Below are 14,402 nucleotides of genomic sequence, written 5' to 3'. Positions count from 1 at the left end.
CTAACGTGAAGCGTAGATACCTGCTCATCTTATTAACTATAATGCTTGCCGGTTGCAGTAAATTGCCACCCGCGGGTTTTTGGAAGAATTTTGATAGCAGGCATATTATTAACAAAACCAGTCAGCAGGGGCTTGGCGGCGGGCATCGTACCATTTATTGGGAAAACGCAGCTAAGTATAAAGACAGCGACATCCTCAAATTCGCGGCGGATAACGAATGGACGTTGATCAGTTCGAAAACAATAACCGCAGGCGAAAGCTGGGTAAAGTATCCCGGTAAAATGTATATTTTCGATTCCGAGTGGACGAAGGTGGTGAATGGTAAAGACCAGGTAGCCTACGGTTATCTGCTGGTGAGTACCGACCACACCAAACTAACGTTCTACCATTCCTGGGGCAAATAATTTTATAGTATGAACGAAGAGCAGGGCAGATTAAAAGCAACAGGTTGGAAAAAGTGGGGACCCTACGTAAGCGACCGCCAATGGGGAACCGTACGCGAGGATTATAGCGCTAACGGTGATGCATGGTCGTCCATCACGCATGATATGGCCCGCAGCAAGGCCTATCGCTGGGGCGAAGAAGGCATTGCCGGCATCAGCGATAAGGAACAGTTACTTTGTTTTGCGATAGCCCTTTGGAATAAGAAGGATCCTATCCTGAAAGAGCGCTATTTTGGCCTCAGTAACAGCGAAGGCAACCACGGCGAAGATGTAAAGGAGCTTTATTATTACCTGGATAATACGCCCACGCACTCGTACATGAAAATGCTGTACAAATACCCGCAGCAGGAATTTCCTTACCAAACTTTACTGGAAGAGAACAAGCGCCGGGGCCGTAACGACCCTGAATTTGAACTGATAGATACCGGAATTTTTAACAACGACGAATATTTCGACGTTTTTGTAGAATACGCCAAGCAGGATCAGGAGGATATCGGCATCAGGATCACTATTCATAACCGCAGCAATACGGAGGCAAGCTTAAATGTACTGCCAACGCTGTGGTTCCGTAATACCTGGTCGTTAGGGTATGGGCACGATGTGCCTTCATTGTCGGCCAATACGGCTAACCAGATGAACATCAGTCACCAGGAATTGGGGGCACTTTTTTTGACCGCCGATGGTTCGCCCGAATTGCTGTTCTGCAATAACGAAACCAATACTAAACGGTTCAATAATTTTGATGATGGTAAGCGCTTTTACAAGGATGGCATTAATGACTACGTCATCCACGGGGCAGAAACGGTAGATCCCGGTAAAATCGGCACAAAGGCTGCGGTTAACTACGATATTACTATCCCTGCTAAAGGGAGTTATACCATTCGCCTAAGCTTATCGCCCAATAAGGAAAGCGACTTTGCCGGCTTTGATGAATTGTTTGCCATGCGCAAAGCAGAGGCGGATACCTTCTATAACGAGCTGCAGCCTACAGGAAGTGGCGATAAAGCCACGATCCAACGCCAGGCTTTCGCCGGGATGCTTTGGAACAAGCAATTTTATTATTACGATATTCATCAGTGGCTCAATGGCGACCCGGCCCAACCGCTGCCACCGGAGCGGCGTTTAACAGGCCGTAACAGCAAGTGGCCGCAATTTAATAACCGCGGCGATATCATCTCGATGCCCGATAAATGGGAGTTCCCTTGGTTTGCCGCCTGGGACCTGGCCTTCCATTGTATCCCGCTGGCCAGTGTGGATATGGCGTTTGCCAAGAACCAGCTTACCCTGCTGGTGAAGGACTGGTATATGCATCCCAACGGCCAGCTCCCCGCCTACGAGTGGGATTTTAGCGATACCAATCCACCGGTGCACGCTATGGCCACCTGGAAGATCTACCTGCTCGATAAGGCCAATAACGGCGGCGTAGGCGACACGTACTTTTTAGAGCGCATCTTCCATAAACTGATGCTGAACTTTACCTGGTGGGTAAACCGCAAGGACGAAGTGGGCAATAACATTTTCGAGGGTGGCTTCCTCGGGCTGGATAATATTGGTGTGTTTGATCGTAACATGCGTTTTGGCGATGGCACCCATTTGGAACAGGTGGACGGCACCAGTTGGATGGCCATGTATTCGCTCAACCTGCTGCGCATAGCAACGGAGCTTGCGGCTACCAACAAGGCTTACGAGGATATCGCGTCGAAATACTTTGAACACTTTATTTATATCGCAGGGGCTATGTCCACCCTTGGCACGGACAATACCGGGCTTTGGGACGAGGGCGACGGTTTTTTCTACGACCAGCTTCGCCTGCCCAATGGCCATGCCGAAAAGATGCGCGTGCGCAGCATTGTTGGCCTGATCCCGCTGTTTGCTGCCGAAGTACTGGACGAAGCCGCGATTGCTGATAATCCTATTTTTAAAGGCCGGATGGCATGGTTTACCGCCAACCGGCCGGACCTGGCCCTACTGGTTTCTCGCTGGAACGAGGTGAGGGCAGGGGGTACCCACCTTATCAGCTTGCTGCGTGGCTACCGCATGAAAAGCTTGTTGCGTTACATGCTGGATGAGAACGAGTTCTTGAGCGACTATGGCATCCGCTCGCTTTCTAAATACCACCTGGAACACCCTTACAGTGTAAACATCTACGGCAATAATTTCAGCATCAAATACATCCCTGCCGAAAGTGACAGCGGTCTTTTTGGCGGCAACAGTAACTGGCGCGGCCCGGTGTGGATGCCCATGAACTACCTCATCATAGAAAGCTTGAACACCTACCATCAATATTATGGCGACGATTTCAAGGTAGAATGCCCAACCGGCAGCGGCAATATGATGACCCTGAAAGAAGTGGCCAACGAAATCTATAGCCGCATCTCGCGCATTTTTTTGAAGGATGAGCAGGGCAGGCGTGCCGTATTCGGCAATAATGAAAAACTACAAACCGACCCCGAGTTTAGAAACCACATCCTTTATTACGAATACTTCGACGGCGATAACGGCAGCGGCAAAGGCGCCTCCCACCAAACCGGGTGGACGGGGTTGATTGCGAATTGTTTGTATCATTGAGGGGCTTGTTTTAAGGCTCATTTAATTGACGACTATTGTCTACATTTACTCATGTTAACAATTTAATGCGAAGTTAAATGAGTAAATTACTTTATTATCCATATATAAACCTTCCCCGTACAGACTGGACCTTAAGAACATTATTATATTACGATAACATTGGTTCCATCGTTCCTCAAGAATATTTTTATGCTCCCACGAGAAGCTATGACGAATTCATGCTGGAACTTGTTCAAAGCGAACTTGTAACACCTATAAATCCAATTGATGTTTTAGACAACCCGTGGACTGCAACGGAGCCCTTTCTTCAATTAGTTGAAAATAACCTTGAAAAGCTTTTAGATGCACAAAATAGTTTTAGACGAGGAGGTCGTGGCGACATTCACAACGATAAATTTTCAAGAGCAGCTATCCATGCTGATAAATTCGACGGAAATATCTTTTATGGGTTAGAACAACTGGGGCTTGCCGAAAGAACAAATGAGCAGTGGTATTCCGTTGAACAAAAGACCGCAAACAACCTAATGAATTTTTTGGCAACATTAATTAGCGCCAAAACGGATAGGCTGCCTACTACTGATTACATTCGACCATCTTATTTTAAGTCTTCATTTTACCAAGAGAAACAAAAGAGAGAAACAATATTAACACAATTGATCCCTTTCCCACAAGAAATTGATTTAAACAAGTTGTTAAGATTCAAAGAACAACACTCAACGCTTTTAACTTCTTTTAGAACACGAGTGGAACAAATCGCCCTGAATCCTTCTATAATTGAGGGCACACCACTTTTTTATCAACATTTAGCAGAACTAACTCAAAGAAAAGAAGAACTATCCGCTCGAATGAACGAAAGTAATTTCAATGGCGTTATATTTGGGACAGTTTGCGGCCTGATTTCAGCATATCAGGGTATTGCCACGGCTGATACAACCAGCGCATTTATACACGCTTTACCAGGTTTCGCAGCGGCGGTTTATTCAGCTCTTCAAATAGAACGAGTTGAAGACGTCTTTGACCAAAGTGGACTTAAATATTTATCACTCGCTGATAAACGGCTCAAACGTTGAAATCATGACAGTAATATCTGCACTGAGCACTGGTCGAAGTTTTCAACTTCGATCCAAATACAACAAGCATTCTGCTTGCGTAGGCGATGCTTACAATTATCGGCAAGCAACAAATGAACTTTTTCATTAGGTTTGTTTATCCTCAAATCTTCCGTTAATTATGAGAAAACCACTTGCCTCAATTATCCTCTCTATTTTAATACTCTCAATATTCTGCCCCGCCGCCTCCGCCCAAATAAAAAACTTCAACAGCGAGGGCAAGCAAGTAACCCGTTTCAGCACGCTGGGCGATGCTGTTGATGCGCACGATGGGGAGATCGCTTATTTCGACGGCACTTACTACCTGTACGGCACCAGTTATGATTGCGGTTTTCAGTGGGGGAATAAAACAGCGCCCTTTTGCGGGTTTAAAAGTTATTCTTCAAAAGATATGGTGAACTGGACAGACAGGGGGCCATTGTTTGATGCCACCACACCCATTTGGCAATCTCGCTGCGATGGTAAAACTTATGGCTGTTTTCGGCCGCATGTTATCTTTAACAAAAAAACAAAGCTGTATGTGTTGTGGATAAACGTTTATGATAACGTGGTGGGCTACCGGGTGTTCACCAGCAAAACGCCTGTGGGGCCATTTAGCGAAGTTGCCGAACCGCACCTTGTCGTAAACAGCGATATGCCTGCAGCGGGTTTAAACAACGGCGATCATGATACTTTTATTGATGATGACGGGACCGCCTACCTCGCTTATACCGACTGGCGAACCAAAGGCACCATCGTGATAGAAAAATTAAGCGCCGACTACTTAACCGGAACCGGCGAAGTGGTTAAAGGCGTTACGGAAGGCGAAACCGAAGCCCCGGGATTGTTTAAGCGCAAAGGCATTTACTACGTGGTTTATTCCGATCCTAACTGCGGGTATTGTTCGGGCACGGGAACATCTTACCGCACGGCAAAGTCGCCACTGGGGCCTTGGTCTAAACCCACGAAGATCAGCGATAATTCCTGCGGTGGACAGCCGTCCTTTGTATCTACCCTTAAAGTAAACAATGAAACCATTTATCTCTATGGCAGCGACCTGTGGAACAACGCCGCCAAAAACGAGGCGCTTGCCAATTTCTATTGGGCACCTTTAACTTTTACTATAGAGGGCGCTATCAATCCATTACAATGCGCCGTGGAATATACTATGCCCAGAGCTGCGCCCGATTCTAAAACTAAGCCATCTGCAAATGACGATTGGTTACTGAAGTGCGATATCGGTGGCCAGGTACAGCGCTCGCAAATATTTAAACCCCTGCGTTCAACGCTGTTGGGCAATTTAAGTGTAACCATTTTCCAGAACAACAAGCCCAATGCTCCATTGGTAATTGAAATATATAAAGCAGGGGCAAATCATTTAGCAATGGGTAAAGGTCTGGCATCCAAAAGTATCCCGGTTGAAGAAATTGGCTGGTCTGCAAGGAATATTTTTATTGCACCAAATATCCGGATAGCGAAAGGGCAGGAGTATGTTATTGTTCTGAAGTCGGCTACTACGGCGGGTTGCTATGGGTTTGCTTATAATGAGGCCAAAACAGTATCCGTATCGGCAGCGCTAAGCACTGATGGAGGCAAGACTTTCGTCCCCGAGGAAGGCCGTAAACTAAAATTCGAGATATTAATTAAGTAGTGAGCTCAGATAAAATGCGCTAAGGATAGGAGCGGATACCGGCCCGTGGTTAAGGCAGGTGCAGTATGAGCGGATAGCCTGGCCCGCAGGGAGCGCCATGATTAGTGAGTAGTTAATTAGGTGAGCGGTTACATAAAGTATCAACTATTCGGTTAACAACCATTTATAATCATCACGGGCCTTGTTGGTGACAACACCAAACAAGGGCGCAGGGATACACCATTTTCTACTTACAACTTCCCATTCACCACTCTCCAAAACGCTATTGCGTTAAAAAGACACAATAATATTTTTTTATTCAGTTTAATTGATTTAGATTTACTTACCAAGTAAACAAAAACTAAATTATAATGAATAATAAAAGGCGGAATTTCTTAAAAAGTGCCGGTACGCTGGCCATTGGCGGCATAGCTTTATCGGGCAAAGCAGCTTCCCTTTTAAACTTTAAAGGCAAACATGCGGTTGGTATACAGCTGTTTACCTTTTTTAATGTGATGGACGCCGATGTAAAAGGCACATTAAGCAAAATTTCGGCAGCAGGCTACAAAGAAATTGAATCGGCTTTCAGTAAAAAGGGTGGCTATTACGGCCTAAAACCTAAAGAATTTAAAGCCATGGTGAATGGCGAGGGCCTGTCATGGAAAAGCCACCACGTGTTGGGTGCGCCTTTTAAGCTGCCCCCGGGTGCAAAAATGCCTGCCGGGCCTGATGGTAAACCTATGACCTTACCACCTATGTTGAACCTGCGTGATAATATGCAGCAACTGGTTGACGAAGCAGCCGAAGGCGGTGTGAAATACTTTGTATGCGCCAGCACACCTATCACCTCTCTCGAAGAAATTAAGTTATCTATAGAAACGCTGAACAAAACCTCAGAATTGGCTAAGAAAGCCGGTTTGCAGTTTTGCTATCACAACCACGATGCGGAGTTCCATACCGTAGAAGGTAAGGTGCCTTACGACCTGTTTTTAGCTGAAACAGACCCTAAACTGGTGAAATTTGAGCTTGACCTGGCTTGGGCAATAAAAGGTGGGAAAAACCCGGTTGAAATGTTTAAACAGCACCCGGGCCGTTTTCCGCTGTGGCATGTGAAAGATCTTGATGCTGCGCGCGTTGAGATCCTGCCGGTAGGAAGTGGCACTATCGATTTTAAACCCATTTTCGTGGCGGCAAAATCATCAGGCATGGAGCACTTTTTTGTGGAGCACGATATGCCTAAAGACCCATTTGCCAGCATGGTAAGCAGCATTGGGTATATCAATAAAAATTTGATCGCTTAGTTTTAATAACGGCCTTATTGTAAGTACTCCTGCACGAATTCATCGTTCACAATGGCGCTTACAATAAGGCTTATTACATTTTTGGCGGGAGAGTTGCCTTCTACCGAGGATGCAAATTCCTCCAGCCCATCCAGGTAGCTTACCGCTTGCTGCTCGTCGTCGAATAACAGCACCATGTCGCCGTTGATCTCTATATCGCTACCGTTAAACGGCTGCGGAATACCATACTGGTTCAGTAACTCCTGCGATACATTGTCGGGGCCTCCCGGGATGTCTATTCTTAACATTGCATTATATTTTAGTCTTCGGTGTCTCTGTAATATACCCGCCAAATCGGATCATTTGCCTGTTGTTGCTTTGTACCGAAAGGCTTGCATAACCGTTTGATGAAACAGTCAGGATCATTTGCGCGGTGTTTTTATTGTCCTTCGGTTTTATATAAACCATATAACTGCCATTTGTTTTCTCTTCGAGGTTATAATCGAATTTTGTGGAGGTAAATTGTATGCCCGACTCTGACGGATTATTATACCCAGCGTTAAAATAAACCACGCCAAAGTAGGGGAGATAAGATACCAGGGTATCCTGCCCAACCTTCACATCGTAATCGCTGGTGAGGTACTGTTGTGTGCCGCTCATGGGGTACATGTACTGCGCTTTAAACAGGTAGTTTTTAGATTGCATCAGTTGTTTTATTTCAGCTTCTTTCGCGGCTTTTTTGTCGGCTTTTTTGTTTTGTGCCAGCCCCGGCTGTATGGCGGAAACCGCTATGATTAGGGTGAAGATGATTTTTACTAAAGTTTTCATTGCTAATGTATTATGGTATAAATATAACGCTTGTTTGCTGTATAACAGTATAGTTATCAATAAGTTTAAACGCGATAGAAGCGTGTACCGGGTTAGACCTTTTTGGCGGCTTTTGGTTTAAGCCAACCGGGCCGTAAACCTTTTTTGTTATTATCCTTTTCATGTTTTCTTATTGTTTGTATGTAGGATGTAAAACGAAGAAGGATTCCACAAACGGCAACAATAATTTTTAGGGGAACAAAATAGCCGCCCCTTTTGAGGGCGGCTATATGCTTTTCAAAAGCTCCCCCTTTAGGGGGTTGGGGGGCCTAAATAAGGCTTACGCTTCTGTTAACAAACTCGGTCAGTTCAGCACCGGTTAATAAACCTTGCGAAAGTAGGGCCAAATCAAACGCTTGTTTAGCGAATTGTGCCTGTGTTTCGGTGTTCTCATCGGCCAGTATCCGGCTGATCAGTTTGTGGTTACCGTTTACAATAACGTTGTAGTTATCTGGCATACTACCATAAAAACTCATACCGCCGCCCATGGCTGCCATATCTTTCATACGGCGCATAAACTCATCCATGGTTACAGTTACCGGCAATTCATCCGGGCTAAGGCTTTCCAGTTTTACTTTGTAGGCTGGCTTGTTTATAGCCTTATCAAATATTTCTTTTATCTGGGTCGACTGCTCTTCGCTCAATACCGATTCGGGATTTTCATCCTTTTTGATCAGTTTATCGGCTACATCAGCATCCACACGTTTTAACTGTGTTTTCTCTAATTTTTGCTCCAACTGGCTAATGAAGTGGTTGTCTATAGGTGAGTTCATCACCATTACATCGTAACCTTTCTTGGTGGCCGACTGGATAAACGCATCCTGTTTCTCCGGGTCGTTGGTGTAAATGTAAACCACTTGGCCGTCTTTGTCGGTTTGGGTAGCTTCTACTTTGTCTTTGTACTCGGTAAGGGTGAAATTCTCTTTTTTGGTATTGGTCACCAAAACAAAGTCTTTAGCCTTGTCGTAGAATTTATCTTCGCTGATCATACCGTATTTCACAAATAGGCCAATGTCGCCCCATTTTTCTTCGAAACCCTTACGGTCGCTTTTAAACAGATCGGCTAACTTATCTGCTACTTTTTTGGTGATGTAGGTGTTGATCTTTTTAACGTTGCTATCAGCCTGCAGGAAGCTACGTGATACGTTCAACGGGATATCCGGTGAATCGATAACACCATGCAGCAGCATCAAAAATTCGGGAACGATATCTTTCACCTCATCGGTAATGAACACCTGGCGACTGAACAATTTGATTTTATTCTTGGTGATCTCGAAATCGTTCTTCAGCTTAGGGAAGTACAATACACCGGTTAAGTTGAAAGGATAATCTACATTCAGGTGGATCCAGAATAACGGGTCTTCGCTGTATGGGTAAAGTTCTTTGTAGAATTTAAGGTAATCTTCGTCCTTCAGTTCGGTAGGCGATTTTGTCCAGATAGGGGTGGTATCGTTGATGATGTTATCAGTCTCAACCGATTTGTATTTCGGTTTGCCCTCTTCGTCAACACCATCTTCTTCTTCCTGAGTTTCTGTACCAAATTTAATAGGAACAGGTAAAAATTTAGCGTATTTATCAAGGATCTCCTGTAGCTTTTGCTTGTTCAGGAACTCTTCGCTTTCCGCGTTGATGTGCAGGGTAATTTCGGTACCGCGCTCTTCCAGGCTGCCTTCGCTTATTTCAAACTCAGTGCTGCCATCGCAAGTCCAGCGGGCTGGCTCAGCGCCTTCCTGGTAGCTAAGGGTTTCAATGTCCACACGGTCGGCCACCATAAATGCCGAGTAAAAACCCAGCCCGAAACGGCCGATGATCTCGTTGGCATCTTTAGCCTCTTTAAACTTCTCTACAAACTCGGTAGCGCCCGAGAAAGCGATCTGGTTAATGTATTTTTTTATTTCTTCGGCCGTCATCCCCAAACCGTTATCAGATATGGTGATGGTCTTTTTGTCTGCATCAAAGGCAACTTCCACACGCAGGTCGCCCAACTCGCCGGTGTATTGCCCTAAGGATGCTAAACGTTTGATCTTTTGCGTAGCATCAACGGCATTTGACACCAGTTCGCGCAGAAATATCTCGTTATCAGAGTATAAAAACTTTTTAATGATAGGGAAAATGTTTTCTGTGTGTATCGAAATAGATCCTTTTTCTTGCATTGTTTTATGATTTTAGAGTTATAGTATAGTTTACGGTAGGGAGTTAACAAGGGCCGTTCCAAAGTAGGTAGGAGTGACGAATTGGCAGAACGGGGGGATGTGCAGATTTCAGATGTGCAGATGAGGAATTATAAGATGCGGGTTAAGAGGTTTAAAATCCGTAGCCAATTACTTGGCGTGCCATTAGCAATGAAATTCTGCTTAAAATTGGCATTTATTAATTACTTTTAAACCCAATGATCTATTTCAAGAAAGTATATATAACTGATTTGTCAAAGCCCGAAGTTGAACTCTTTTTAAGAAAAGCTTCTGTAAGGCGCGATTCTTCGTTGGACCTGGCTTCGGCAACAACGGATATTGGTACCGACAAATTGTTCTTGGGCAGAATAGGTAAGTCGGCATTAACTTTTACCAGGTTGAGGACCTCGTTTGAAAAGTTTCTTCCAAAGCTTATTATCAAATTCCCGCTCGATACCGAAGAATGCTATTACCAGCTCAGGTTTAGTTTATCGTCCACCGTTTTCTTCGTGTTTTATGCAATAGCTTTTCTGGGTACTGTAACAAATTTTTTATTGGGTGATGCCCTAATGGATGGTTTGTTATCGATACTATTTACGGGGTCAATATACGCCTTGCTCATTCTTTTGGAGATAAGGCTTACATCAAAACGGCTGAACAAAGCGCTTAGCCAATCGCTTTTAGTAACTCCGCAACAACCCGCTTAACTTCATCCCTCGTCTTTTCACCCGCTATCTCTCCATCAGCACCCATTTTAGAGCGGATGAATTGTATCAGCAAAGTAGCTTTCGGTATTACCGCAGAATTGATCGCTCCTAATATCAATAGCATCGCCGCGTGGCAGGCTTCGCCGCCTAAGGATGCGGTTATCAACGAAACGGGCTTGTCTACAAATGTGCTGCTGCTTACCATCCAATCCAGCGCGTTTTTTAGCTAACCAGGTACACCGTAGGCATATTCGGGTGTGCAAATGATGATGGCGTCGGCGTTGGAGATGAAGCTTCGAAGTTCTACGACGGCTTGCGGTGGTGTGTCATTATCCAAACCCGGGTCGAAAGGTGGGATGGTAGCAAGGGCATCGTAAATGTGGTAATCGATCTCCCGCGGAAGCAAGGTCCCGATATATTTAAGGATGTTATGATTAGTGGAACCTGCACGCAGGCTGCCGGATATGGCGGAGATATTAGCAGCCGAAGCCCCCCGGCCCCCTGAAGGGGGAGTAAGATTTTTATTTTCGCTTTGGTTTTCCATATTTTACTCAAAAGTTTCGCAGTCGCTCGGCTCTTGCCGAGTGACGACTATTTGAAGGCCTCCGGCCGCAACTTTTTAATTAAGTGAGGCGGCCAGAGGCCTCAAATAGTCGTCACTCGACTGGAGCCGATCGGCTGCGTTGTTGTGAGTGGTTCAGGGACTCCTAAAACTGCAAAATAAACGTGGCGCCCTTACCATCGGTAGATTGTACCTGGATGTTGCCCTTGTGCAGCAGCATGATCTGTTTACAAAGGCTCAAACCAATACCGCTGCCTGTTTTGCGGGTACTGAAGAATGGAATAAAGATCTTATCCAGCAGTTCCGGTGGCATGCCGAGGCCGTTATCCATAATTTTTACCAGTACTTTGCCATTACCTTTCGCTTCGGCACTTAGGGTAATGCGTGGTTCGGGCTTGTCTTTTACGGCCTCAATGGCGTTCACAAGCAGGTTGATCATCACCTGGTCTATCAGGTTGATGTCCGCCTCGATGGCCAGTGCAGGGTCGCGGAGGATTATCTCCAGTTCAATATGCTTTTTTTCCAGTGTTGGGCGCATCAGGCTGTTGAGGTTCTCGAACATGTTGCGCACCAATATTTTGGTCAGATCCAGCTTGGTGATCTTGTTGAGGCTGCGGTAGCTTTCGGTAAACTTAAGCAGGCCCTCGCTGCGGCGTTTAATAGTGTCTATACCCAGTTCTATATCTTCCAAATCGGAGTTAGCAATGCCGCCGGTAATCTCGGGGCTTTGCAGGCGGTTCTTCAGCGTATCGGCAAGGGAAGAAATAGGCGCAACCGAGTTCATGATCTCGTGCGTCATCACGTTCAGTAATTTCGACCAGGCCTTTGATTCGGTCTCGTCCAGGGCCTCGCTCACGTTTTGGAAAGCCACCAGCTTATACATCTTCTCATCACTGCGCATAATACTGGCCGATACCAGCATTTTTACCTGTTGCTGATTACGGGTAATGCTGAGCACCTGAGCATCGCCAGGCTTTAGTTTGATGATATCTGAATAGAGTTCCGGTTCGCGCTTTTCCAGCGAGTGGATGGTTTTTAGATAGGGGACACCAATAAGGTTTTTAAAAGCCTCATTTATCCATCCGGTTTCGCCGGTCTCTTGTTCGTAACTAAGCAAGCCAGTATCCACCAGTTCTAATATCTTTTGCAGGTAATGATATTGCGTTTCCCGTTCGCGACTGATGAGTTTAAACGTGGTGTTGATTTCGTTAAAGCCTTTACGCAATGGTTTTAATTCGTTTGGGGCGCGGCGCACATCAAAGTGCCGGCTAAAATCGCGGTAATGGATAGATTCTACAAACTGGTTCACCTCGTCCTGCGCCTTACGCTGAAAGCGGATCAGATCGAGCACCGAAAACACCACCATGGGGATAGTAAGCACCCCATATATATAGGCGCTACGGCCCGATACCACCACTACAGAGGTGGCTGTGATGGCAATGAATAAAAATACGACCCGCAGCAGGAGCCGCCATTCATAACGGTTAAATGTCATACTTGCTTAATCTGCGGTAAAGGGCGGTGCGGGTTAAACCCAGTTCTTTTGCGGCACGCGTAATATTGCCGCTGTGTTTTTCTATCACACGCAGAATGGCGTTCTTCTCCATCGCGCTCAGCGGAATGTTGCTGTCGTCCTCAGAAAGGGTTTCGCCCGGTGTTTCCAGTATCGAAAAGATGAGGTCATCGGGGCGCAGAATATGGTCATCTGCCATAATTACAGCGCGCTCTATGGTGTACTGCAACTCACGCACGTTGCCCGGGAAGTTGTACGATTTTAATTTTGTTAAAGCCGCGCTGTCAAAATCAACGCTCGGTTTTAGGTACTTGCTGGCATAAAGCTTGGCAAAGTGGCGGGCCAGTATCACAATATCCTCATTGCGGCGGCGCAGTGGTGGCATGTTTATTTCTACCGTGTTTATTCGGTATATTAAATCTTTCCTGAATTTATTTTCATTTGCCAGTTCGGATAAGGGTACGTTTGTGGCGCATATCAGGCGGATATTGATATCGATAGCCTTGTTGGTACCCAAACGCGTAACCTGCCTGTTTTGCAGTATGGTAAGCAACTTGGCTTGCTGCTGCAGGCTGATGTTGCCAATTTCGTCTAAGAACAAAGTCCCGCCTTCGGCTTCTTCAAAGCGGCCCATGCGGTCTTCACGTGCATCAGTATAAGCGCCTTTTTTATGGCCGAAGAGCTCGCTTTCAAACAAACTATCGGTTAATGCGCCTACATCTACCTTTATAAATGGCTTATCGGCACGCAGCGAGCGTTCGTGAATAGCTTTTGCCATCAGGTCTTTACCGGTACCGTTCTCGCCCAGTATCAAAATATTGGCATCGGTAGGGGCTATCTTATTCACTTTATGGAAGATATCCTCCATCACTTCCGATTCGCCCAGTATGGATGTACCCGCATTACTTTTGCCCGATGGCTTGCTGGCTTTGCTGGTGCCCTCCTTTTTATCCAGCAGATCTTTTATGGTTTCTATCAGTTTCTCGTTATGCCACGGCTTCACCACAAAATCGTTTGCGCCTTCTTTTAACGAACGTACGGCAAGGTCGATATCGCCATAGGCCGTGATCATAATAACGCATACGTTCGGCTTCCATTCCTTTATTTTGCGCAGCCAGTATATGCCCTCGTTGCCGGTATTGATGGCGCTGTTAAAGTTCATATCCAGCAGCACCAGGTCTACCTGGTTGCGTTGCAACAGCCAGTTCAGGTTCTCCGGGTTCTTTTCGGTGATAATTTCCTGTGTTTCTGTTTTAAGTAATAACTTAACAGCGGTTAGTACATCGGGGTCGTCGTCAACAATTAAAACGGTCGCTTTTTTAAGTATCATATTAGTTCATTGGTTCAGTAGTACATTTGTTCATTGGTGCATAGCTTATTATCTATATAATCCAATGGTTTTATCACCCATGCAATTTAGTATTTGCTTGTTAAATATCATACCATTTATAGTATAATAGCTATAGTATTGATAATCAACTATGAACCATTATCCGTGAACTATGAACCCAAAAAAGCCATTGTATCAATACCGAACACATGCTGTAACAATAGCGTACGGTGTAATTTAGCC

Annotated in this window: 12 protein-coding genes and 1 pseudogene; 6 read left to right on the top strand and 7 right to left on the bottom strand. The window is 45.5% G+C overall.

Going from position 1 to position 14,402, the window contains the following annotated elements; translation table 11 throughout:
* Positions 1-5 precede the first annotated feature (5 nt).
* From ABIX36_RS15940 to ABIX36_RS15920, 5 genes are all read left to right on the top strand, one after another.
* Complete coding sequence (locus tag ABIX36_RS15940) at positions 6-404, top strand: hypothetical protein (protein WP_348083156.1); 399 nt, start codon at positions 6-8, stop codon at positions 402-404.
* A 9-nt stretch (positions 405-413) separates the two neighbouring features.
* A complete protein-coding gene (locus ABIX36_RS15935; RefSeq protein ID WP_348083155.1) occupies positions 414-3,011 on the top strand; it encodes a glucosidase in 2,598 nt (865 codons plus the stop codon).
* 77 nt (positions 3,012-3,088) lie between these two features.
* Complete coding sequence (locus ABIX36_RS15930) at positions 3,089-4,081, top strand: kinase (protein ID WP_348083154.1); 993 nt, start codon at positions 3,089-3,091, stop codon at positions 4,079-4,081.
* Positions 4,082-4,241: 160 nt separating this feature from the next.
* On the top strand, positions 4,242-5,750 hold the full coding sequence (locus tag ABIX36_RS15925; RefSeq protein WP_348083153.1) for a family 43 glycosylhydrolase: 1,509 nt from the start codon (positions 4,242-4,244) through the stop codon (positions 5,748-5,750).
* Between the two features lie 350 nt (positions 5,751-6,100).
* A complete protein-coding gene (locus tag ABIX36_RS15920) occupies positions 6,101-7,030 on the top strand; it encodes a sugar phosphate isomerase/epimerase (RefSeq protein WP_348083152.1) in 930 nt (309 codons plus the stop codon).
* 14 nt (positions 7,031-7,044) lie between these two features.
* Here ABIX36_RS15920 and ABIX36_RS15915 read toward each other — a convergent pair whose 3' ends face one another.
* The 4 genes from ABIX36_RS15915 to htpG form a co-directional block, all read right to left on the bottom strand.
* Positions 7,045-7,317, bottom strand: a complete 273-nt coding sequence (locus tag ABIX36_RS15915; protein WP_348083151.1) for a hypothetical protein — start codon at positions 7,315-7,317, stop codon at positions 7,045-7,047.
* Between the two features lie 4 nt (positions 7,318-7,321).
* Positions 7,322-7,837, bottom strand: coding sequence for a DUF4251 domain-containing protein (locus tag ABIX36_RS15910; RefSeq protein WP_348083150.1), 516 nt, complete (start codon positions 7,835-7,837; stop codon positions 7,322-7,324).
* A gap of 10 nt (positions 7,838-7,847) precedes the next feature.
* Positions 7,848-8,000, bottom strand: a complete 153-nt coding sequence (locus ABIX36_RS15905; protein WP_166727726.1) for a hypothetical protein — start codon at positions 7,998-8,000, stop codon at positions 7,848-7,850.
* Between the two features lie 145 nt (positions 8,001-8,145).
* Complete coding sequence (gene htpG / locus ABIX36_RS15900) at positions 8,146-10,029, bottom strand: molecular chaperone HtpG (protein ID WP_348083149.1); 1,884 nt, start codon at positions 10,027-10,029, stop codon at positions 8,146-8,148.
* A gap of 236 nt (positions 10,030-10,265) precedes the next feature.
* Here htpG and ABIX36_RS15895 point away from each other — a divergent pair, with 236 nt between their 5' ends.
* Positions 10,266-10,754, top strand: a complete 489-nt coding sequence (locus ABIX36_RS15895; protein ID WP_348083148.1) for a hypothetical protein — start codon at positions 10,266-10,268, stop codon at positions 10,752-10,754.
* Here ABIX36_RS15895 and ABIX36_RS15890 read toward each other — a convergent pair.
* From ABIX36_RS15890 to ABIX36_RS15880, 3 genes and pseudogenes are all read right to left on the bottom strand, one after another.
* Positions 10,714-11,298, bottom strand: a pseudogene (locus ABIX36_RS15890) (NADPH-dependent FMN reductase). The gene ABIX36_RS15895 and the pseudogene ABIX36_RS15890 sit on opposite strands and share 41 nt — an antisense overlap.
* Positions 11,299-11,461: 163 nt before the next feature.
* The gene (locus ABIX36_RS15885; protein WP_348083147.1) at positions 11,462-12,811 is read right to left on the bottom strand and encodes a HAMP domain-containing sensor histidine kinase; all 1,350 of its coding nucleotides are present in this window, start codon (positions 12,809-12,811) and stop codon (positions 11,462-11,464) included.
* Entirely contained in the window at positions 12,801-14,159 is a 1,359-nt protein-coding gene (locus ABIX36_RS15880; protein WP_348083146.1) for a sigma-54 dependent transcriptional regulator, read from the bottom strand. Before ABIX36_RS15880 ends, ABIX36_RS15885 begins: the two co-directional genes overlap by 11 nt.
* Between the last annotated feature and the right edge of the window lie 243 nt (positions 14,160-14,402).

The organism is Mucilaginibacter sp. (assembly GCF_039925265.1).
Classification (GTDB): domain Bacteria; phylum Bacteroidota; class Bacteroidia; order Sphingobacteriales; family Sphingobacteriaceae; genus Mucilaginibacter.
The sequence above is the reverse complement of the archived record's forward strand: the minus strand, read 5'-3'. Positions and strand labels throughout refer to the sequence as shown.

Excerpts from the sequence above, each read along its gene's own strand:
- ABIX36_RS15910 (WP_348083150.1), bottom strand. The coding sequence starts at position 7,837 with ATGAAAACTTTAGTAAAAATCATCTTCACCCTAATCATAGCGGTTTCC.
- ABIX36_RS15935 (WP_348083155.1), top strand. The coding sequence starts at position 414 with ATGAACGAAGAGCAGGGCAGATTAAAAGCAACAGGTTGGAAAAAGTGG.
- ABIX36_RS15930 (WP_348083154.1), top strand. The coding sequence starts at position 3,089 with ATGAGTAAATTACTTTATTATCCATATATAAACCTTCCCCGTACAGAC.
- htpG (WP_348083149.1), bottom strand. The coding sequence starts at position 10,029 with ATGCAAGAAAAAGGATCTATTTCGATACACACAGAAAACATTTTCCCT.
- ABIX36_RS15920 (WP_348083152.1), top strand. The coding sequence starts at position 6,101 with ATGAATAATAAAAGGCGGAATTTCTTAAAAAGTGCCGGTACGCTGGCC.
- ABIX36_RS15905 (WP_166727726.1), bottom strand. The coding sequence starts at position 8,000 with ATGAAAAGGATAATAACAAAAAAGGTTTACGGCCCGGTTGGCTTAAAC.
- ABIX36_RS15880 (WP_348083146.1), bottom strand. The coding sequence starts at position 14,159 with ATGATACTTAAAAAAGCGACCGTTTTAATTGTTGACGACGACCCCGAT.
- ABIX36_RS15885 (WP_348083147.1), bottom strand. The coding sequence starts at position 12,811 with ATGACATTTAACCGTTATGAATGGCGGCTCCTGCTGCGGGTCGTATTT.
- ABIX36_RS15925 (WP_348083153.1), top strand. The coding sequence starts at position 4,242 with ATGAGAAAACCACTTGCCTCAATTATCCTCTCTATTTTAATACTCTCA.
- ABIX36_RS15895 (WP_348083148.1), top strand. The coding sequence starts at position 10,266 with ATGATCTATTTCAAGAAAGTATATATAACTGATTTGTCAAAGCCCGAA.
- ABIX36_RS15915 (WP_348083151.1), bottom strand. The coding sequence starts at position 7,317 with ATGTTAAGAATAGACATCCCGGGAGGCCCCGACAATGTATCGCAGGAG.